Consider the following 22,541-nt stretch of genomic DNA (forward strand, 5'->3'; position numbering starts at 1 on the left):
ATCCTGAGGTTATTTTTAATCAAAAATCTCCGGAAATCATTTTTTGTTTTCTTTGGGATATCAAGTTTTGAAAGGCTAAATACTCTGAATTTGGCACAAGGGGTTTCAAATTTGTTAAGCCATCGGTGGCATATTCCCATAGACTCAAATCCAATGCTTTTTTGATATAAGCCTTCCATATTACCGGCGAATCATTGTTGATTTCGGTAGCATAAAATAGCAAATTATAAGCTTCCGAATCTTTCTTTTTGCTGGTCAGTAAATCTGCGATTTTTACCAATAAATAAGGGTTAAGTGGAGCTTTGTTCAGAATTTCGGTATAGTTTGATAGGGTTAGATTTTTGGAAAGTTTAATGGCTTGTTCTTGCTGAGATTTTTCCATTTTTGGGCGGATGTCTGAACCTAAAAGCATTTTAACTGAGGTTTCGTCACCTGCTATTTTTAGTCTCTCAATAGCCTGATTTACAAGACCTTCCTGCAATAACCATAGTGCCAGATTTTGGTTATAAATATTTTTAAACCTGGTTTTGGCTCCGGCAAGGGCGGTCAGTTGTTTAATACCGGCCAATTTTGATTCCCGCAAGAATTGCTGATTGGCATATGACCAACTTAGCTCTTCAAATACCGGGTCATTGGCGTTTTGCTTTTGTAATCCTGAAATTTCTTTTGCCAAAAGGCTGTGTTCCGCTTTAACTTTAGCATTACCGGATTGATTAAAAACCAATGCTGCCGTTGACATATTCAATATCGAATCTTTTTGTAAAAGCGGCTTATTATCAACAGAACTTTTCAAAATTATCCGGTCAATTGCTGACAAATTAGCCAGATAGGATACTGACTTTGACTTTTCTCCGAGATCCACCATTTCCTGAAGCTTTTCAGACTTACCGTTTTCTATCCAAAAAGCCAGAAAATTTGTGGCTTCTACATCACATTTTTTACAGGATTTCAGAGCCTGGTCAAGATTGAGCAATACACTGTCAGTTACCTTAGCTTTGGCCTGTAGGTAAGCGATATTTGTGAAAATTCTGCTTGAACCCGGAAACTCCTTTTGGCCATTCTTCAATGCAAAAAGGGCATCGAAATACATATTTTCATTTTCAAGATTGGCACTCAGGCCCAGATATGCTTGCTCAGACGGAGTTTTTTGTAATGATTGGTTATAAAAAAAAGCCGCGTTGATTTTGTCGTTTTGGCTGGCAGCCAGGCTGGCAAGTGAAAGGTTGGCTTTCTGATTGTAAAGCTCGTAATGTGTAGCGTTTTTGTAATAAGTTTCTGCCGTTTTCAGGTCTCCTTCGGTTTTGTAAAAATCCCCGATACTACTTGATAAGGCCGATTGTAATTGAAAATAGGAGAAATAATTTTTGAAAGAAAACAATATAAGTATAATAAATACGGCTGCAGTACGGGCAAATATCAGACGATTAAAAGGTGATTTATAGAGTACTTTGTGAACATCAAGACCGGCTTTAAACAACTGATTAAAATTGATAAGCACATATACAAAAAAGCTCACACTCGATGCCAAAGTACTAATACTCACCAGGTCATTGAGTAGCTCAATCAGTGAATCGCTTGCGGTAGCATAGGCAAATCCATAAGTTGCCAAACCAATAAAAAATAAACCGAAATAAATATAAAGTCCGGTTTGACGAAAACTGAACCACTGTCTTTGCTCAGATAATTGTTTAAAACCCCAGATTCCAAGTAAACCATTGATAATAAAAATAAAAACTGGTGCCAGTAAAAATCCCGTGTCATCGATACGGTTGGAGTTTTCGAGATAAATCAAGATAATATTTGCAAAAAAGATAGCCGAAATAAGAAAATATTGTGGCAGTGAATTTTTTCCTTTTTGAGCGTTTTTTGAAACCAACCATACCAATCCGGCGAAGATTTCATGAGAAGAAATAAACGTAAAAATTATCGTAATGACTACCATGGCGATTAAAGCATAAGCTACCATGGCGGCGATAGGGGCATTTATTGCCGAAAATTTGAGAGAAACGAGCCAGAAAAGGGCCCAGGATAATAACCAACCAGCCAATATTTGGAAAGGACGAAGTCGTGTACCAAAAAAATTACTTAAATAATAGACCCCGCCTAAAACCACAAACGATATCAAAAATGGTCCATTTGAGTTGGAAAGGTAAAGGTTTTCGAGTCTGAAACTAATCAGAAAGCCTCCAAGCACCAAAGCCCCAGCCAAAAACCACGCTCCACGTAATCGGGCAAAACCAGTAAGCAAAAATGACAGGCCAGTTAATATTTGAGCAAAAAGCAAATAGTAAACCCATACCGGGATCTGGGCAATAGCAGGTAAATACCGTTCTTTGATATACCAGACAGGAGTGGAAGAAGAAAAACCGAAATCACCGAAAAAATAGGTTGGAAGACTCACTATTTTCTCGTTTAATTCACTCACTGTGTTCCAGCCAAAAACCATTTCCCGGCCAAAGAAATATACATATACAGTGGCACCAATCGCTAATAAAAGTACCGAAAATGCAAAGAAAAGGGGTAGTTTTTCTTTGTTTTCCCATACTCTCCAAAAATTAATATTTTCATTCATAAGCTCAGTTCAGAATATGTGGGTCAGCCCCGTTTTTTTAAGTAATCAAAAATTGACGTATATTTGAACAATTTTTTGAAAATAATCGAATGACATTACATAAAGAAGGTACTGGAACACTGTTGGTTTCGACCATTACGCTTGCTCTGGTGTTTAGTCTTGTTAAGTACTTTACCCCGGGTCAGAACGTGGTTCACACCTTATTATTTGTGGTTTGCCTCGTTTTATTTTTAATTGTACTGCAATTTTTTCGCAAACCTACTAGAAAAACCTCAATAAACCCAAAGCACATCATCGCACCGGCTGACGGCAAGGTAGTGGTGATTGAAGAGGTGGTTGAAACCGAATATTTTAAAGGCCCCAGAAAGCAGATTTCAATATTCATGTCTCCTTTCAATGTACACATCAACTTTAACCCCCTTTCGGGTGTGATTGCTTATTTCAAATATCATCCTGGCAAATATCTGGTAGCCTGGCACCCCAAAAGCAGCACCGAAAACGAACGCACCACTGTAGTGACCCGCCACGAAAACGGCACCGAAGTACTCTTCCGCCAAATAGCCGGAGCCATGGCCCGTAGGATAGTATGGTATGTATCAGAAGGTCAGAAAGTTACACAGGGCGAGGAGTTTGGATTTATCAAATTTGGCTCAAGGATTGATATTTTCTTGCCATTGGATGCCAAAATCCTGGTAAATCTTGAAGATAAGACCCGTGGTGGCGAGATGGTGATTGCCGAGCTGGTGTAAGGATATACTATAATTTAAATTATGAAATTTCTAAAATAAAAAATCCGGTTTTAAAAATTCAAAACCGGATAAAGTTTATAGTTTTACTCTGAGACCAAGAGTAGGATAAACTCCACTAGTCCTTTTTTGTCGATTTGTGGGAAATAAGCCTCCATCAAATTTATAGTTCGACAATTCAAAAGAAAAACCAAAATTTTTATTAAAAAAGTAACGAATTCCATATTGGTATTTCAAATGAACATTGGTACTAGTATAATTATTCTCACCTGCTCGATTTGAATACATTACACTAAGTCCCAAATAAGGATCAAGTTTTCCTGATTTAAGAAAATGATAATTGGAAGTTGGTCCTATAGCAAAATCCTTGTTTCCATCGTGTCTGTTTTGAACATTGTGAATAGAAAGCCCTAGTCCAAGTTTGTTTTTGAAGATTTTCGTCTTTCTTTCTCCTTGAAAACTCAGGATTAAAAATCTATTTTCAGAATTTCTCAGACTTGATCCAAATATTGAAAAACCTATTTCGTTTTTATTGACTTTTCCTTGGCCATAAGTCAAAGGCATTGAAAAAATCATAAATGGGATGATAATTAATGACTTCATTTTGAATTATTAAATTATTCTTGAACAACCATCTGGACAAAACAATTACAAAAACCACAACATTCGGCAATATAATCTAGCCCATATTCTGAAATTACTCATATGTATGTTAATCAATATTTTTGGAATGTAACAAGTCCCGTTTTGAATTTATATAATCTATTTGTTCTTGACATATATCATCAAAAGTGTATTTATCAATGAGTCTTGAGTTAGATTCATTAACTGAGTATTAATTACCATTTGGTGTTTGGCATGAAATTCCAGAAAATATTGAGGACCTTAAAATATGCCATTTTTTTAGAAAGTATTGTTAAAAATTTAGTAGCACTCTCTTTCAGGTGGAATAGCTATTTACCTATCTGTATGGACAGATTTGCCCCTGTGTAATTGATTTCGAAATCATAATTTCGGTACAAAATATGTAGGGGGAGGGGAGAATTCCAAACTTTTTTTTATTTATTTATATCAAATCTAACCGTTGTATATTTATTTGACTATCAAGTGATTGTAATGAAATGAACTGAATTTATATTTTTTTAGATATGTTACTTTGATTAAATTATGAAACATCAAAACCGCATGAGGGATCGTCGCGGAGCTCCCACGCCTAAGCGTGGAGCGGGAGCAGAGAGCCCGACCCCGCCACATGTAGTGATAGCGGAATGGGGCGGGGCATGTCAACTTTATTGACACCCTTTTATTTCAGCCTTAAAAACTCCCGACATACTGGTTTGGAAACCAGGACTTAAATCTATGGCTTTCCCAGCAGAGAAATTTACTAAAGTCTGTGTCAAAACCATCCCTGAAGTGATATATTCGTTGGCAGAATTTTGTATACTTATATTTGACATATTTATATCAAGAATATCCCTACAGAATTTATAGAAGTAAATTTCTTCATTATTATCCGCATCCAAAGCAAAAAAGAATTTATCCTTTTGGTTAAAAAAAGGTTTAACCACCGGAATGTAATTAACAGAAGTATTAAGCTGGTCAGAACTCACAAGCTCCAATGTATTCCCCGTGATTTTATAAAGTTTAATAATTCGCGTTGGGTAAATCAAATTCTCAGCTATCATGACATAAACCTGATTGTTGTTTTTAAAAAAATACAAGGGATAATGGAAGTTAGTATTGAATGTGTAAATACTTGAGGTGATTGTATTGTATCTAACCAATTTGTTTCCGCTTATGACAAAATATATGTCGTTTTGAACCTTTACCGCATTATTGTTAAAACTCAATTCGGATGAATTTGGTCCAGAACTATAATTAGATATCATTTTAGTGCCTTCACTTGTGCCATCTGTTATAAATGGCTCATATCCATTAGTATAGTCATTTGCTAAAAAAATAATGTGTGTAGAATCAAGATTATAATTTACGTAACTGAATATTTCATAAGTTGATGTGGAATTTAAATCTTTTAGGATAAATGTTCCATTAGTAGTACCATCTGTTCGCCAAAGTGATAGTCCATTTTCAGTATTGGCTGAGAATATTATTGCATTTCCTATTCGGCCATATACAAAACCCTGATCCATAGAAGATTGGGATAAGTTATTGATATCTTTCAATAATTGCGTTCCAGAAATTGTTCCATCAGTAACCCAAAACTCATGTCCATAGGTGTCGTTAAATGCTATGAAAACTATTGAATTTCCAATAGTTGAAGAGTAAGAATTGAAGGAAATAGATGATTGCCAACCAGGATTTATGTCTTTTAGCAAAGTTATACCGAGTGTTGTCAAATCTAGTTTGAACACCTCATCACCTACCAAATTATCATTTGCATAAAAAATCAAATCATTGCCTAATTTTCCCAAAATTCTTTTTACGGTAAATTGATTAGCGATGGCATATGTACCCAATGCTGTTCCGTCTGTTGTATACCAATTGTTGTTGTTTAATAGAAAAAAGAATCGTCCATTATCTTTAAAAATAGGATTATTATTCTCAAAAAAAGGGGAAGAAAAAATATCAGATTTATACAAATTTTCTAAAGTTAAATTATTGTTTATTTTCCAAACTTCGTTTCCATTAATCACTAAAATTGCAAAATTATCGTCAGCATAAATTGAATTGACGAAAGTATTGGTTCGATAATCCCCTGTAAGTTCTAAAAATTGGCCATTAAGTTTGTAAGCTTGTTTGGTAAAGTCCTTCAATAAAAATGTATTAGAGGAATCCCCGTCAGTTACCCAAAGTTCATTTCCGTGCTCCGAATCATTGGCAAAGAATAACTGCTTCTGACCAATTTTAAATGCAAAACTCTGATTTGTAGGATTATAGCTTATTCCTCTTTTGTTAATATTAACATTTTTTAAAAGTTTAACGGAGTTGGTATTAAGGAAATAAATGAAAAGTTCATAGCCAATCGTGTTGTTGAATGCTTGAAATAAAAAATAATTGCTTCCCTTTTTGATTGGGTAGGTTTGGGAAATTGGAAATGAGGTGAATAGAGAAGCTAGTGGAACTGTTCCATTGGGTGTTCCATCAGAAACATATAACTCCCTGTTTTCTTCTAAGCTATTTGCAGCAAGAAAAATAACTTTATTCCCAATATTATAAAATTCCCCAATAAAAGAATTTGCAGTTCCTGGGCTAAATTCTTTTAATAAATTTACTATAGAACCGTCTGTAAGAAATAACTCCTTCCCATTTATGGCACTTACACCTCTAAATATAGCTTTATCGCCAACAGATGAAAAAGTTGACTTAGGAAATGTAAGATTCTCAATACCACTATCAGTACCAACTTTTAACTCCTGAATTAGTTGCGTACCTGCTGAATTACCGTTAGTTTTCCATGGTTCAAACCCACTAGAGGATTGATTTCCACTAAAATAGAAAATACCATTATTTTCACTACCCTCACCAGACATCGTGACATTCGCAAGAAAATCAGTAGTTGAACCATCTGTGGCATAAAGTTCATTACCATTTGCATTAAATAGCACTTTATTTCCAAATTTCCTGAAATTAAAAGGATAACTACCAGAACTCCCGGAGGATAATTCTTGCATTCGAGCCACAGTATTCAGTGAAGTCTTCCATGGCTCAAAATTGTTTCCTTCAGTTTCCAAAGATCCTGAGAAAAACAACTCCCCATTTAAGGACTCCATATTATTAAATGAGCCTAGTTTAAAATTACCGTAAAAGTGACTCCAATAGGTATCCTCATAAAGACCTATTAAACTGTAATACCAGCTTGTCTGGAGGGCATAGAATAATTTATTGCCGACTAGTTTTTTGAATTTTATGTTGCTATTTGTGTGACTATCTATTAATGAGGTCGTTCCAGAGGTGCCTTTGGTGACCCATTGTTGATTTGGCGAAGCAAAAAGCATATACACTACATTTTCTCCCACAATTACTTCTGATATCTCACGATTGGTTGACTCAGTTCCGAAATTATATACTACATCCAAAGAATAGTCTACTGTATCTATCTTGTACAGTATAGTATTCTGAAAGTTCTGAAAACCAAGTACATATACCTCATTCTTAAATATGAAAATACTATTATTATTTCTAAAATTCGGTAAAAGAACCGAAGATAAACTATCTTGTGCAATATTGTAAATATGACATTTTGCCGGATAAGTTGATGACTCTGGAATGATATAAATTCTATCTGAAGTGGTGATGGTTTGTTTTAGAAAAGTATTACCATCCCCTGGATTTATGTCTTTTAATAAAGTTTGACTGTAAACAATATTAATAGAAAATAGAATTAAAGCAAAAGTGAGAATTCTCATTTGTGAAATTTTTTTTCGCAAATTAACTTATCCTTGACGTTGAAAAAAAGATTTTAAAATAAAAAGGCTTTGTTAATGTCTATATAGAAGTTTCATTATTATTATAATACAATAATTTGTGAAATTTTTAAATGGTTTAGATTGCAGTGCATTTGAGTTTAACTTAACCCCCAGTTATTTTAATTACTGGCCTGACCTTCGTTGCAGAGAAATTTTTCTATTAATCACTATGGCTTTTTGATTTACCAATTTAACATTTCTTTACTTTATACAAAGCCGCATATGGGATCGTCGCGGAGCTCCCATGCCTTAGCGTGGAGCGGGAGCAGAGAGCCCGACCACGCCAAAGCGTGGGCATGCCCAAGATATTTGTCAGAATTATTCACTAAATTTGCAATTGTAAACAATCTGAAACATTGCTGGTTAAGGGGGGAATAAAATTAAACAGGTTGTTTTTTAGGGTTTGAATTAATTTAAGTAAAATCTATTACAATATGAAATCCAAATTTACAATTTACTTTATCTTCTTTTCTGTAATAGTTCACAATCTGGGATGTTCCAAATATGATTCAATGCCTGAACCTGAAATTTCTTTTTCTTATACAATTGGAGAGAATGGTGATGTTGTTTTTATCAATGAAAGTAAAAATGTGAAGGAATATTTATGGGATTTTGGTGATGGTGAAAGTTCAAGCCAAGTGTCCCCAGAGCATAATTTCTTTATTAATAAAACCTATATTGTTACCTTGACAGGTTGGAGTGAAAACAAAAAGAGTATTTTTTCCAAAGAAGTTGTAATTGAAAATTCTAACGATTTGGTTGATAATTCAAAATACCAATCGATGTTCCCATATACTGGTGTCTTTTCTAAACCTTTAAGTGTCGAAACTTCGGGAGCTGGGATAATAAGGTATGAAATAAATGACATCAAGGGTGCAACTTATCCAACTGAATCCAAACCTAGAATTTCAATCTCAGAAAATGAAATAAGCCTTGCGTATTGGATAGACCAAAAAAATGAAAAATATAATATAAAGGAGAGGGTGTATTTCGCACCAAAGCCTATTAAATCTCAAATTAGTAAGAAATCAATATTAAATATTTCGCCAAAATTTATTTCAGCTCATTTAATAATAAATAATGAACTAATAAATATTTTTGAATCCTATGGTAACTGGAAAATATTCTCATTTTCGAAAAACAGGTTAAATGCAGAATATGATGGCTTGTTCAGATCTGATGATGGGACTAATTATAAAGTAAAAATAAAATTGGAGAATCTTTTTTTTTCGATAGAACCATAAGAAATTTCAAAAAACTAACAAGCCTATGAATTTCCTTTTTTGCCATCTAAGAGGGATATTTACAGTATTTTCTTAATCTTTGTTTTTCGATTTTGACATTGGTTACTAAATGATTTTTAACCTGACTTACCTGGGGTACTGACCTAAATAATTCTTTCTATTTCCTTCCGCATGAGGGATCGTCGCGGAGCTCCCACGCCTAAGCGTGGAGCGGGAGCAAAGAGCCCGACCCCGACACATGTAGTGATAGCGGAATGTGGCGGGGGCATGCCCAAATTATTTGTCAGAATTATTCACTAAATTTGCAGCCGAAAGCACCCTGAAAAGGATTTGGGTGGGAATTTTTTGAGAAAACAAGATGAAGAACAATCCGAAAAGATATACTGTTACAGCCGCTTTGATTTATGCCAACGGGCCCATCCACATTGGTCATTTGGCTGGTTGCTACTTACCTGCTGATATTTATGTGCGTTATTTGAGGCTGAAGGGCAAAAATGTGGCGTTTATAAGTGGAACCGATGAGCATGGCGTGCCAATTACAATCAAAGCCAAGAAGGAGGGCACTACACCGCAAGCGGTGGTAGACAAGTATTATGGAATCATCAAGGACTCGTTTGAGCAGTTTGGGATTTCGTTTGACATCTATTCTCGCACCTCGAATCCTGTGCATCATGAGACCTCGCAGGAGATTTTTAAGACGCTTTATGACAAAGGGTATTTTGACGAAGTAGAAACGGAGCAGTATTTTGACGAATCGGCACAGACATTTTTGGCAGATAGATATATTGTGGGCGAATGTCCGAATTGCCATAATCCGGATGCATATGGCGACCAATGTGAAAAATGTGGCTCAACGCTATCGCCTACGGATTTGATTAATCCTAGGTCTTCGCTTTCGGGTAATAAACCAGTGATGAAAGCTACTAAAAACTGGTATCTGCCACTGGACAGAATGCAGCCTGAGATAGAAAAATATGTAAACAGCCACCCAGAATGGAAGCCGAACGTGTTTGGGCAGTGTCAGTCGTGGTTGAAGCAAGGTTTGCAACCGCGTGCCATGACCCGCGACTTGGATTGGGGTGTGAAAGTACCATTGCCAGATACCGAAGGCAAGGTGCTATATGTTTGGTTTGATGCTCCAATTGGCTACATTTCAATGACCAAAGAGTGGGCAGCAGCCAATGGGAAAAACTGGGAGGAATATTGGAAAAATGAAGACACGAAGTTGGTGCATTTTATAGGAAAGGATAATATCGTGTTTCACTGTATTATTTTCCCGGCGACATTGATGGCGGAAGGAAGCTTTATTTTACCGGATAATGTACCTGCCAACGAGTTTATGAACTTGGAAAATGACAAGATTTCGACTTCTCGAAACTGGGCAGTGTGGTTGCATGAATACCTGGAGGAGTTTCCGGGCAAGCAGGATGTGTTGCGTTATGCTTTGGCGGCCAATGCACCTGAAAGCAAAGACAATGACTTTACTTGGAAGGATTTCCAGACCAAAAACAACTCGGAGTTAGTTGGGATTTTCGGCAATTTTGTAAATCGTACGGTGGTGCTTACGCAGAAGTTTTACGAAGGAAAAGTACCCGAAAAAGGTGCATTGCAAGATATTGACCAACAGACACTTGACGCACTGAAACAGTTGCCATGCGATGTGTCGGATGCAATAAAAAATTATAAGTTTAGAGATGCCTTGGCCAGCATGATGGAAATAGCCAGACTAGGCAATAAATATCTGGCTGAAACCGAGCCATGGAAAGCTATAAAGGAAGACCCGGAACGTGTAAAAACCATTATGAACATTGCTATGCAGATTACGGCTACTTTGGCCTTGGTTGCTGAGCCGTTTTTGCCGTTTACTTCGGAGAAATTGTTTGAGCAACTGAAGCTTTCAGAATGGAATTTGAACGGTCCGAAACACGAATGGATTGATGCCGGAAACGCAGATTTGGTACCAGCAGGACTAGAAATAGGCCCAGGAGCACTGCTTTTTGAGAAAATAGAAGACGAAACGATAGACAAACAAGTACAAAAATTACTGGACGCTAAACGCATGAACGAACTGGAAGGAAAAACCGTAGCTCCACTGAAAGAGAATATTCAATTTGATGATTTTGCTAAGCTAGATATCAGAATAGGTACTATTTTGGAAGCCGAGGCAGTGAAAAAAAGTAAGAAATTGCTTAAGTTTTTGATTGATGACGGCCTTGAAAAACGCACGATTTTGAGCGGCATAGCAGAACATTTTACGCCAGAAGAAATGGTAGGCAAACAAGTAACTTTTATAGCCAACCTTGCCCCAAGAATGATGATGGGCATAGAGTCGCAAGGCATGATTCTGATGGCTGAAGACAAAGATGGATCGCTTAGCCTTTTACAGCCTCATAAGGAGGTTTGGAATGGTGCTGGGGTGAGTTGAGGGGGAATTGGTGATATTCCAATACCTTAATTATTTTCATCTTTGATTTTAATTTTCGAAGTAATGAAAAGGTAAAAAAATACATTTATATTTGATTAAATATATTTTTCAATATGGTAGCAAACTCAAATTTGATAAGTATTGACCCACAAATAAGGTTTGGGAAACCATGCATTTCTGGAACTCGGATTGCAGTTTCTGATGTACTCAATTGGTTGGCGTCAGGTATGACTACTGGCGAAATATTAGAAGATTTTCCCCAACTTACGGAGCAATCCATTTTTGCCGCTCTTGCTTTTTCTGCGAATCGTGAATCTATGATAAGGACAATAGTTTCTTAATAATGAAGTTCTTGATTGATGAAAATATTTCTTGGAGAATAGTTTCAAAACTAAATAATCTGAATGGTTTTGAATTTCTTCATATATCAAAAACAAAATTAAACAAACCAGCAAAAGATCAAGAAATTTGGGATTATGCTAAAGAAAAACAATTTTCGATTATTACTAATGACGAAGATTTTATTGATTTGGTAAGCATATATGGTTTTCCCCCAAAGGTTATAGCTCTGAAAACAGGTAACCAAAGTACCCAGTATCTGGCCAACTTATTGGTAAAAAAACAAGATTTAATTAGGGAATTTTGGAGCCAATCTGAATTTGGGGTTTTAGAGTTGTTTTGATTTACTATTTCAAACTTAAAACACGGTTTTATGAAAGGATTTACTCTCTTTTTTACACTAATCACATTTTCAACTTTCTCACAGAAACCCTTAAATGGAAATTTAATTTCTCGCTTAGACAGCCTCAAAAAAGTAGACCAGTTTTGGAGAAATGAACTTACAAAGCTTCAAAACGGTGAAGCGGTTTCTACCAATCTTACGTTGGATCAAATCATAGCAAAATCAGCCCAGGTTGATAGTTCCAACTATTTTGAATTAAAGAAAATCATAGAGCAGTTTGGTTTTCCTGGGTTTGATTTGGTCGGAAAAGAAGGCTCTGGCGGTTTTTGGATATTAATGCAACATCAAGATCAGCATCCTGATTTTCAGATTCTTGTTTTGGATTTAATGGAGAATGAGGTCAAAAAAGAAAATGCCTCAAAAGTCAATTTTGCATATTTAACTGATAGAGTAAAAGTAAACACACAACAACAACAGGTTTATGGCACTCAAATGGAATTAAATGAAGATGAGACTTCTTATCAACCAAAGAAATGTATAGATCCTAAGAATCTCAATCAGAGGCGATTGGAAATGGGACTTCCTCCCATTGAAGAATACATAGAAATGATGAATTCCCGATTCAGAGGAAGTTTGAAGAAAAAATAATTTCGTGAGTATTGTTTTTCTAAATTATATAAAACACTAATTTACTGATACTTGTAAATAAATAATGATACTTTAGTTGGAGAAATCTAAGTTTCTAAACCACATTTCTCAAAGTATCGCTAAAGAATAGATGTATAAAAGCTGTCGGTTAGATACTTTTTATTTTAAAGTTCCAACCAAATCCTCCACAAAATCCCAAATAAAATTTCGCAATTCGTCCAATTGTCGGATATTTGTGGTTTAATTCTAAACACTAATTGATGAAAAAAGCTTTGCTGATAATTTTCAGCGTCATTCCTATTTCTGCACTTGCTCAAGATTTGGAAAAATCTCCCAAAAGGTTGACTTTTGAGATGGGTTACACTGGCGTACGAAAATCTAATTTTACTGATATTTCTAAGACTGGGTTTGCATTTGCGTTTGATTATGGATGGCAGGTATCGGGATTTAAGAAAAAGCCAGCTGCATTTATTTCATTTCCAATTGGTTATACGGCAATTCCACCAATAAAAACAGGTACGAAAAATTACGGAATATCTTATTATGGCGTTCATATTACCCACGAACTCAAAAGAGACCAAAAGATAATTCCTTTCATTGGCTATAGTTTGTTGTTTAATCAAGTGATCAAACAAGACACAGAAGGCCGCGTAATTGGCCACGAAACTCGTTTTGATGGTGGGGCAAAGTTTGGAAAAAGATTCTTTGCAAAAGCAGAATATGCAATTGCTTCGTATCCTGCCTTAGGCCAAAAAATTACTTCTAAAATTGGTACTTGGGGACTGAAAGTGGGTGTTAGAATTCGATAATTTTCTTCTGGTTATTTGTTAAAATAGAAGTTTTAACATTTCCCGTTTCTTGTATTTTTCCAATTCTTTCGAAAGTATAGGTTTGAATTTTATTTTGAGCTAAAACAATGTTATTGAAATATTTAAAGAATTTTTTATAACATTTTTAGAATAAAAAAATCTACCCAAACAATTCGTATTTTTGTATTTAAATAAGAATACATCAATTAAAAATAATATAAAATGTCACTGGTAGGAAAAAAATATCCATCATTCTCAGCGGGAGCAGTAGTAAAAGGTTACGAAATCGTTGAGAACTTTAGTTTAGACCAATATTTGGGAGAAAAACATGTGATTTTCTTCTTTTATCCAAAGGATTTCACATTTGTATGCCCTACTGAGCTTCACGCTTTCCAGGCTAAACTGGAAGAATTTGAAAAAAGAAATTGTGCTGTGGTAGCTTGTTCGACTGACACCGAAGAAACTCATCTTGCCTGGTTGACTACTCCAAAGAAAAAGGGAGGAATCGAAGGTGTGAAATACCCGATTGTTGCTGATACCGCAAAAACCATCTCAATGAATTTTGGAGTGTTGGGTGGCGAATATGTATTCAATGCTGAAACAAAATCGTGGTCATTTGAGGGAAATCCAATTGCTTTCAGAGGTACTTTTTTGATTGATAAAGAAGGAGTTGTACGGCACGAATCGATCAACGATCTGCCATTGGGTCGTAGCGTAGATGAATATTTGAGACTATTGGATGCACTTCAGCATGTAGAAGAATACGGCGAAGTGTGCCCTGCCAACTGGAAAGAGGGTGAACTGGCCATGACAGCTACCAATGAGGGGGTTGCGAGCTATTTTTCTCAAAACTGAAAGGGAAATTAACAAAATAGATTTTTTAAGAGACTGAACTCAGAACGTTCGGTCTCTTTTTTTTGAAATGTATCAATAAAACAGCCCTCTTTGGTCGGGTATTATTAAATATAGGCTTCAAAAGACTAATAAAACATTTACTTGATAAAGTCTTTACAATACATATTTTTGTAAAATATTTATAATAAGACAATGAAGCACAGAAGTATTGAAGATATTGTATATATTATTGAAAATGCTAAAAAAAATAATCTACCTAAACCTATAATTCTTATAGGAGCTGGGGTCTCTATTACTGCAGGTATTCCTGGAACTAATTCCATTGTAGAAAAAATTTTAGAAGATTTTAGCGAAAAACCATCCATTAGAAATCTGGACGAAGCTGGCAAAAAAGACTATTACACCCTAATGGATGCTCTTTCCGCTGATGAAAGGAGGGGCATTTTTTCCTTTTATAATAACCATGATAGGGTTAAAATCAATCTTTCACATATTTATCTTGCCCAATTACTAATCGAAGATTATGTTGATTTCGTTTTTACTCCCAATTTTGATGATTTATTAATAAAGGCATGTGCCTTGTTTAATAAAATTCCCCCAATTTATGATTTATCAAACTTAAATGATTTCACTACAACTGATTTTCAAAAGGGTTCAATTACCTATTTACATGGACAGCATCATGGTCAATGGTTATTAAATGCCAAAGGAGAGTTGGCAAAAACTAAGGATATTTTGCCAAAACTTTTTAACAGAGTATGTAACAAAAGAACATGGATAATAGTTGGGTATAGTGGTTCAGATGAAATACTTGATGAAATTTCGAAATTTGAAAGTTTTGATAATGATTTATATTGGGTTACAAATAAAAATACCGAACCTATTGAAAAAGTCAAACAAAATCTCTTAGATGTAGAGTTAAAGAACGCTTTCACTGTTTCTGGGTATGATTCCGATGCCTTTTTTCTTGAATTGCACTCAGGATTAAATTTAGAAACACCTCAAATATTTAACAAACCATTTTCTTTTATAAAAACGATGATGTTAAAAATAAAAGACATAGAAGAATATGGTAGAGAAGAAAAATACTTAGAAAAATTTGTCTTTTTAGGAGAACGGTTAGACAAAAGTAAAGAAATGGTAGAGAAAGCTATTTTAATACTTGAAAATGAACCCGTTAATAAACTTGAGCAAGAGATTTTAGAGGCTATAGCAAAGAATGATTTTTCTAAAGCAGAGGAGTTTCTAAAAAAATCTAAAGTATTAAATGCAATTATTTTAAATGAGCCTATAGCGAATTTATATCATAATTGGGGAAATCATTTTTATCAATTGGGAAAAGAAAAAAGATCTAAAAATGAATATCTTAAATCGTTAGAAAAATACAAAATAGCAATAGAGCTTTCGCCAAATAGTTCACCAACTTATAGTGGCATTGGAAATGTTTGGAGTCAACTCGGTGAATTAGATTCTAGTTTAAGTAGTTTTAAAATGGCATTTACATTTCATCGAAAATCCCTTGAACTAAAACCAAACAATTTATCAGCTCTAAGTGGAATTGGTACTACAAAATTTGGGATAGCAAAGATGAATCTTGATTCCAGTTTATACCTCGAAAGCATTGAAGATTTTAAAACTGCTTCAGTATGGTTCCCTAATAACCCTACAATTAATTTAAATTGGGGTGCTTCACTTTTCAATTTATATAAATTGACTAAAGTAGAAGATTATTTATTTGAATGTATTGAAAAATTCAAAATTACAATAAAAGTAAACCCTTCATACAGAGACGGTCTAAATAATTTAGGCTTAGCATTGAATGAATTAGGTCTGTTAAAAAAAGAGAACATATTTTTTGAACAGAGTATTGAGTACTTTAAAAAACTTATTAGTAACAATCCAATTAACGCCATTTATTTGAATAATTTAGCAACATCCTTGGCAAATTTGGCAACAAATAAGCAAGAAGTTAAAATGTTTGAAGAATGCGTTGAGTTAATAAAAGAATCACTAAAGATTAATCCAGATTATTCGGATACTTTTGGTACTTGGGGATATGCATTAATTTCAAAATTTCATCTTACTAAAGATAATAGCATTTTAAATCAAGCACTTGATAAATGTATAAAAGCATTCCAATTAGACTCTACAAAAACCTATGATTTATCCTGTGTTTATGCATTATTAAATGAAAAATCAAATGCTCTAAATTTTCTAGAAAGGTCATTTAGGAACAAAATTGTATCAATAAACCATGTTTTAAGTGATAAAGATTGGGAATCACTACTTTCTGATCCGGATTTTATTAATTTAACTAAACAATTTCAATAAAACAGCCCCCAATCATCAGGGATGTCGTTAGTTTTGTCAAAAGTGTTGATCCATTCTACAAACAGTTTCCGAAATTCCTCCATTTCGCCCCGTAATACATTGAGATAGTCTTCATGGCCCAATTTCATCATTTTCATTCCTGAAGTGGTCGTAATGATACTTCGGGCATGTATTTTAATCAAAACCGCATTTTCCATTTTCAAGGAATATAGGGTCATGGCTTCAGCCCCGGAGATCTTTGCATTGATGATAGCAATGTCTTCAAACAAAATATCTCTGTAAGCCATAGTATCTTTTTCATAGTCGATGGTGGCAATCAGACTATGAACAGTTCTGAAAATTTCTTTTGCTTTTTTTACGATGGGCAGGTTGGCTTTTCGATTTCGCTCTTCTTCCATTTCCCTTTCCATTTCCTCATCATCCATTTCTTCAAAATCGTCGTCGTCAAATACCATTTTTTTATTAATTTATTTCACAAAAGCCTTCGAGCTTGTTTTAGTTTCTGTTGGAAAATCAGACGGAATGGGTATGCTTACCTTGCCAGTTGCAGCCCATTGCGAGCCACGCAGCAAACAGGTTATAAAACCCACACATTCAACCGAATAATCGGCATGACCCATAGGTGTGTGGAAAATCCTTCCCTTGCCATAGTCGATGGCCATGAGCATGGGCTCGTGCCGGCCTGTGCCTTTTTGCTCTTTACCAGAGTAGGCTGTGGCCAAAATCTTCATATTTTGGGCAGGACCACGAAGCTTGTCGTACAATTCGTCTTTGGCGTGCAGCCAATTTGTGGGCATTCCTTTGGTGACAGGATGCTCCGGGTCTCTGATTTGTATGGTATATTCGTGTTGCGGACCATGCGAACCCGCTTTTCCCGGCGAGTTGTCTATTACCAATTCGGCTTTGTCATTATAATATACATAAGGCCCATCTTTTTCGGTACGGTCGCCCCAGCCTCCTAAGCCAATCATTTGGTTGTAGGCAGGCCATGCAGGAAATGAATTATCGGCGGCATGAACGATCACTACGCCACCTCCTTTTTTGACAAAGCTTTCAAAACGTCTATTTGTGGCATCGGGCCATGGAGCGGCATTCCAACCGAAGTTTACGATTACCAAGTCATATCTAGAAAAATCAGGAGCAAAATTAGGATCCGGAATGGGCTTTTTGTTGGGTTCAGTGGCAGGCATACCATTTATTGTAAATTCTTTTATCATCAATGTATCTTCGCCCCAAGTGTAAGCACTACGCATCACATCTACTTTAAAAAGACCGGTTTTTTCCAGGTCTTTTTTCATCATATAGGTAATTTTTGGCCAATGATTATGGTTGTTTTGACCGTCAACTATGAGGGTTTTGATTGGTTTTTTTTTGGTTTGGGCCTTAGAAATATTTAATATGAAGAAGGATGCAAAAATGAAAAGGAAGATTTTGATTTTCATCGTTAGTGTTTTTTAAAATTGGTTGAAATAAAGTTACAATATAGAATTTATTCGAACTTGTTCAATGATTAAAACGAAATTTTATAATCGCAGTAAAAATTCAAAAATCTATTGAAAAGTTCTTTTTTTTGGTAATTGCTCTATTAAAAAAATCCATTAAGCAAAAAAGAAAGATGTCTTCAAAAATGAAAGAAGAGATGTTATAATTGAAAATTAGACTCTTAGTATTTTTATCAATATTTCGACTGCCATTTCAATGGGGCTTAACTATATTTTTGAACTCCTCACTGGAGGTAAATAAAATTACGCTACATATGAGCAAAATTATTTTCATTTTAACTATATTTTTTTTGAAATTGATTAATAAACATTTCTACAATAAGCTCATTAATAAGATTTTATAAAATATTTTTACTTTATTATTCAATTCTGGCAATCAAAATGTTCTCAAACAGATATTTAATTTGTCCTTGTTTAAATTTTCAAGGATTTGTTGAGAATTCACTTCAAATTCTATTTATTGACACTTAATGGTTCGTTCTTTGATTTTTTCTTCTATCTCACCTTTATAGGTATATTTTTCGGTAGTTTTTATCAAAATATTATTGGAATTATATTCATATTTTCTTGAAAACTCACTGGTTTTCAAACCGTTTGAATAACTTATAATAAGACCTGTATTTGAAAGGATTTTGCCATAACTAAATGGCTCTTTTACTAATAACTCCCATTCTGCAAAACTCACTTTTGGTATAGGAATATTCGAAAATTCAGAGTATTCCTCTGTAATAATTTCAGCAGCATCATTTAATTTAGAAAATACTTTGGTGTTATTCCCGGCGGCGTCATATTCATACCGATAGGAATAAGAAGTTGTGGGGCCAGTCTGAACGGTATATGAAAGCAATTGCCCTTTGTCATTATAATTGTAATTACTTAAAGAGCTTCTCGAGTATTTCCCATTGGCAAAAACTAAATAATCAACTTTTGTTGCGTTATCATTTGCATCTATTGTAAAAATCCATGTTTGCTTCAAATTAGCATCTGTTACAGAATTCCCGTATTCATGTTTTTCGATAGTTGTGGCATTCTTATAATTATACTTATAGATTTTCAAACCACCGCTTCCTTGCATATCAATAGCAAATTCCGAAAGCTTCCCGTCATTATTGTAAGAATATTTTCGATAACCCAAAGCACCATTTTCTTCGATTAGTCGATTTTTAGCATCAAAACTATAGGTAGTAGCCGTCGTGGTACCAAATTTTTTACTTTTTTTTGTGGCTGTAAGTTTGTTGGTTGCTTTATTAAATGCATAATCTGTTTCTTCAACCTCACCTTCAACTCCATTTATTATTGAGGTACTTTTCGCTATGCTAACTTGGCATGGGTCTTTAGCAGTATTGACAACAGGAATCTCATTTGTATTCAAAGGCGTTTTTTCTTCTTCTTCGCAAGCAGAAAAAACCAATAAAAGGCAAACTGAATAAATAGAAAATTTGGCATTCCGAATTATGCTAAATAATTGTTTCATGGTTATATCCAAGATTTGGTTGTTTAGAAAATTTTCTTAATCTCATTTTGGTTTCAAAATTAGTTTTACGTAACTACCACTTCAATAAGGCATTTGCCCTATTTTTTTGTTACTGGTTACCATTGGATAAATTTCTAAATACGACATTTGCCTTATTGATTGTAATATTTGTAATCTTGTATTTTTGTAAAAAACTTATTCCATGATTACTATCGGCCTGGTTGACGACAACCCTACTTTGCTGCGAAACATCAGTCAAAATCTCTCGATATTTGATGAAGTGCAGATATTGTTTAAAGCCAACAGTGGTCATGATGCATTGGATAAACTCAACAATCACCAACCTGATATGCTCCTGATGGACATAGAAATGCCAGAAATTGACGGCATTGAAACCACCAGGCGAATAAAAGAGCTTTTCCCAAGTATCAAAATCATGATGTTGAGCGTGCTGGATCGTGAAGACAAAATATTTGAGGCCATAAAAGCAGGGGCATCTGGATACTTGACCAAAGACGAGAAACCCTCAAAAATAGTAGCAGCCATAGAAGAACTGATGGAAGGCGGAGCCCCGATGTCACCCACTATAGCCATGAAAACCCTTAAAATGCTTCGTAGTCAGGAAGTTGTGGGTCAAAAAACCGAATCTTATCTAAGTCCCGAATCTTATAATTTGTCGAAAAGAGAAATAGAAATACTTGAGAAAGTAGCAGCAGGCAACAATTATAACCAGATAGCCGACCAGCTTTTTATCTCCGCTAAAACTGCTAGAAAACATATTGAAAATATATATCACAAGCTTCAGGTGCATTCAAAATTGGAAGCGGTAGCTGTGGCACAAAAAAATAAGTGGGTATAATATGAGCCAATAATGTATCGCAGATTATATATAATCATTGAATTAATTAAATTTCGTTTTTACATCTAATCCTTCAAAAGTAATTATCGATATGAGATGGAAGCTTTTTCTAATGTTTTTTATTAGCAATTACGTTTGGAGTCAAAATGATTTCACAAGTAATCTCAGTAAGGTGGAAAGACTTAAGAATTCGGAGTTTCCCGAAAATATTAATTCGCTTCAAATCTTAAAAAAGTCAGCCAAAACAAGTCATGAAGTATCTCTTTCAGATTATTATTATTCTATTTATTATACAGCCGTAGCTCAGTATGATTCAGCTATTTTTGTACTAGAAAAAGCCAAAACTGGTTTTAAGTCCTTAAAAGAATTTGAAGAACTAGCCAATGTTTATAAGCAAATTGGCGTGATAAAATATAGCTTTTTGAGCGATTTCACGACTGGTAAGACTTATTTAGATAGTGCCACGATTTACTACCAAAAAGTTAAAAATGAGATTGGTATTGCTGATTGTAAAAGGCATCATGCTGTTATTTACTATTTAGTGGGTAATATCCCTAAGTCAAACGAAGTATTGATGACCATCATTGACTTTTATCCAAAGGGAAGTATGAAAAGTCTTGATATTAAAGATTTATTGTCAAATAATTACATTGCTTTAAATGACATAAAAAATGCTTATCGGTATTCGAAGAATTTACCAGAGGCCTATTTGAAAATTAACGAAATAAGACGTTATGCGTATAGCCTGATGATTCGAGGTCATCTGCAAAAAAAATTAGGGTTAGTAAATGAAGCAGAAACTAGTCTTAAAAGATCTATTGAACTTTCTAAACAAAACAATTATTATGAAAATTTAATAGACAATAATAGATACCTAGGCTTACTTTATACCGAAAAGGCAGATTATAAAAAAGCCGAATATTATTTATTCGAGGCATTAAAATACGCTGATAGGATAAATGACAGGTATGCCAAAATGCTAGTTAATAGCTCCTTATCTAGATATAATATTGCAAAACACGAGTTTCTTAAAGGAGATTTTTATCAAAATGAAAGTCACCGATTGAGTGACTCGCTATATTCTGCCGAAAACAATTTAAAAATGGCTGAGTATGAAGCAAAATTTAAAACCTCCGAAAAAGAAGCCAAACTGAATGAAGCACAATTGGAAATAGCACAAAAACAGAACTGGATCATCGCACTAAGTTTGGGCTTTTTAGGTATACTTATAACGGGTGGACTTTTGTGGCGGATATCGTCCATAAAATCGAAAGCAACAGAAACCGAAAAACTCAAAAACATTGAAATAGAAAACCAGAAGAAACTGCTTTCTGCTAAAGAAATAGAACGCCAACGTATCGCAAAAGAACTGCACGACAGTGTGGGAAGTCAGCTAACGGTGGTAAGTACCAGCCTCGACAATGCCTTTTATTTATTTGAAAATCAAAAACTTAAACCTGAAAAATTAGAGAACATCTCGGAGGAAGTACGGCTGGCTGCCCAGAGTTTACGAGATACGATATGGGCTACCTATAACACCGAAATTTCGGTAGCTAATTTGAAATCCAGAATTCAGGAATTTGTCAAGAAATTTACTGATGAAAACAGCTTTAAGGTGGATATGGAAATCAGTGGTGATGATACCGTCTTAACACCGATTGAGGGCCTGAATCTTTTCCGAATTCTGCAGGAAGCACTCAATAATACGCAGAAGTACGCCCAAGCAAATTTAGTTAAAATTACAGGTGAATTTTCTGAAAAAAACTATCAATTGAAAATATCTGACAATGGCCAAGGCTTTGATTTACAGCAAAATAAAGTCACTGAATCTTATGGTCTCAATAACATGAAAACCCGTGCAGAAGAGATTGGTGGCGAGTTAAGTATTTCTTCAGGCTCTGAAGGTACCGCTATTAAAATTTTTAAGGAATATTAACCGGAGTTTCATTTTTTACAATTTCTAAAAA

At 34.8% G+C, this 22,541-nt stretch carries 17 protein-coding genes; 11 read left to right on the forward strand and 6 right to left on the reverse strand.

Annotated elements, in window-relative coordinates:
* Positions 1-19 precede the first annotated feature (19 nt).
* A complete protein-coding gene (locus IPP61_07065) occupies positions 20-2,572 on the reverse strand; it encodes a hypothetical protein (protein ID MBL0324926.1) in 2,553 nt (850 codons plus the stop codon).
* Positions 2,573-2,661: 89 nt separating this feature from the next.
* Between IPP61_07065 and IPP61_07070 the strand changes: the two genes are divergently transcribed.
* Positions 2,662-3,321: a phosphatidylserine decarboxylase family protein gene (locus IPP61_07070; protein MBL0324927.1), complete on the forward strand. Its 660-nt coding sequence runs from the start codon at positions 2,662-2,664 to the stop codon at positions 3,319-3,321.
* A gap of 75 nt (positions 3,322-3,396) precedes the next feature.
* Here IPP61_07070 and IPP61_07075 read toward each other — a convergent pair whose 3' ends face one another.
* Both IPP61_07075 and IPP61_07080 read right to left on the reverse strand, forming a co-directional pair.
* Positions 3,397-3,921: a hypothetical protein gene (locus IPP61_07075; GenBank protein MBL0324928.1), complete on the reverse strand. Its 525-nt coding sequence runs from the start codon at positions 3,919-3,921 to the stop codon at positions 3,397-3,399.
* A gap of 686 nt (positions 3,922-4,607) precedes the next feature.
* Positions 4,608-7,685, reverse strand: coding sequence for a hypothetical protein (locus IPP61_07080; protein ID MBL0324929.1), 3,078 nt, complete (start codon positions 7,683-7,685; stop codon positions 4,608-4,610).
* 494 nt (positions 7,686-8,179) lie between these two features.
* Here IPP61_07080 and IPP61_07085 point away from each other — a divergent pair, with 494 nt between their 5' ends.
* From IPP61_07085 to IPP61_07120, 8 genes are all read left to right on the forward strand, one after another.
* The gene (locus IPP61_07085) at positions 8,180-8,989 is read left to right on the forward strand and encodes a PKD domain-containing protein (protein MBL0324930.1); all 810 of its coding nucleotides are present in this window, start codon (positions 8,180-8,182) and stop codon (positions 8,987-8,989) included.
* 358 nt (positions 8,990-9,347) lie between these two features.
* Positions 9,348-11,414: a methionine--tRNA ligase gene (gene metG, locus IPP61_07090; GenBank protein ID MBL0324931.1), complete on the forward strand. Its 2,067-nt coding sequence runs from the start codon at positions 9,348-9,350 to the stop codon at positions 11,412-11,414.
* A gap of 113 nt (positions 11,415-11,527) precedes the next feature.
* Positions 11,528-11,755, forward strand: coding sequence for a DUF433 domain-containing protein (locus IPP61_07095; protein MBL0324932.1), 228 nt, complete (start codon positions 11,528-11,530; stop codon positions 11,753-11,755).
* A gap of 11 nt (positions 11,756-11,766) precedes the next feature.
* Complete coding sequence (locus IPP61_07100; GenBank protein MBL0324933.1) at positions 11,767-12,096, forward strand: DUF5615 family PIN-like protein; 330 nt, start codon at positions 11,767-11,769, stop codon at positions 12,094-12,096.
* Between the two features lie 30 nt (positions 12,097-12,126).
* A complete protein-coding gene (locus IPP61_07105; protein ID MBL0324934.1) occupies positions 12,127-12,744 on the forward strand; it encodes a hypothetical protein in 618 nt (205 codons plus the stop codon).
* 260 nt (positions 12,745-13,004) lie between these two features.
* Positions 13,005-13,553, forward strand: a complete 549-nt coding sequence (locus IPP61_07110) for a hypothetical protein (protein MBL0324935.1) — start codon at positions 13,005-13,007, stop codon at positions 13,551-13,553.
* 222 nt (positions 13,554-13,775) lie between these two features.
* On the forward strand, positions 13,776-14,408 hold the full coding sequence (locus IPP61_07115) for a peroxiredoxin (protein MBL0324936.1): 633 nt from the start codon (positions 13,776-13,778) through the stop codon (positions 14,406-14,408).
* Between the two features lie 192 nt (positions 14,409-14,600).
* Positions 14,601-16,739 carry a hypothetical protein gene (locus tag IPP61_07120; GenBank protein MBL0324937.1) on the forward strand — a complete coding sequence of 713 codons (2,139 nt, stop codon included), beginning with the start codon at positions 14,601-14,603 and terminating at the stop codon, positions 16,737-16,739.
* On the opposite strand, the gene IPP61_07125 is transcribed toward IPP61_07120, so the two are convergent.
* The 3 genes from IPP61_07125 to IPP61_07135 all read right to left on the reverse strand — a co-directional run bounded on the left by IPP61_07125 (position 16,733) and on the right by IPP61_07135 (position 19,715).
* Complete coding sequence (locus tag IPP61_07125) at positions 16,733-17,194, reverse strand: hypothetical protein (GenBank protein MBL0324938.1); 462 nt, start codon at positions 17,192-17,194, stop codon at positions 16,733-16,735. The genes IPP61_07120 and IPP61_07125 overlap by 7 nt on opposite strands.
* A gap of 12 nt (positions 17,195-17,206) precedes the next feature.
* Complete coding sequence (locus IPP61_07130; protein ID MBL0324939.1) at positions 17,207-18,181, reverse strand: ThuA domain-containing protein; 975 nt, start codon at positions 18,179-18,181, stop codon at positions 17,207-17,209.
* Between the two features lie 517 nt (positions 18,182-18,698).
* Positions 18,699-19,715: an RHS repeat protein gene (locus IPP61_07135; protein MBL0324940.1), complete on the reverse strand. Its 1,017-nt coding sequence runs from the start codon at positions 19,713-19,715 to the stop codon at positions 18,699-18,701.
* Between the two features lie 205 nt (positions 19,716-19,920).
* Here IPP61_07135 and IPP61_07140 point away from each other — a divergent pair, with 205 nt between their 5' ends.
* Positions 19,921-20,574, forward strand: a complete 654-nt coding sequence (locus tag IPP61_07140) for a response regulator transcription factor (protein ID MBL0324941.1) — start codon at positions 19,921-19,923, stop codon at positions 20,572-20,574.
* Positions 20,575-20,665: 91 nt separating this feature from the next.
* Positions 20,666-22,510, forward strand: a complete 1,845-nt coding sequence (locus IPP61_07145; GenBank protein ID MBL0324942.1) for a sensor histidine kinase — start codon at positions 20,666-20,668, stop codon at positions 22,508-22,510.
* Positions 22,511-22,541: the final 31 nt, after the last annotated feature.

The sequence above is a fragment of the Cytophagaceae bacterium genome, from assembly GCA_016722655.1.
GTDB lineage: Bacteria > Bacteroidota > Bacteroidia > Cytophagales > Spirosomataceae > Leadbetterella.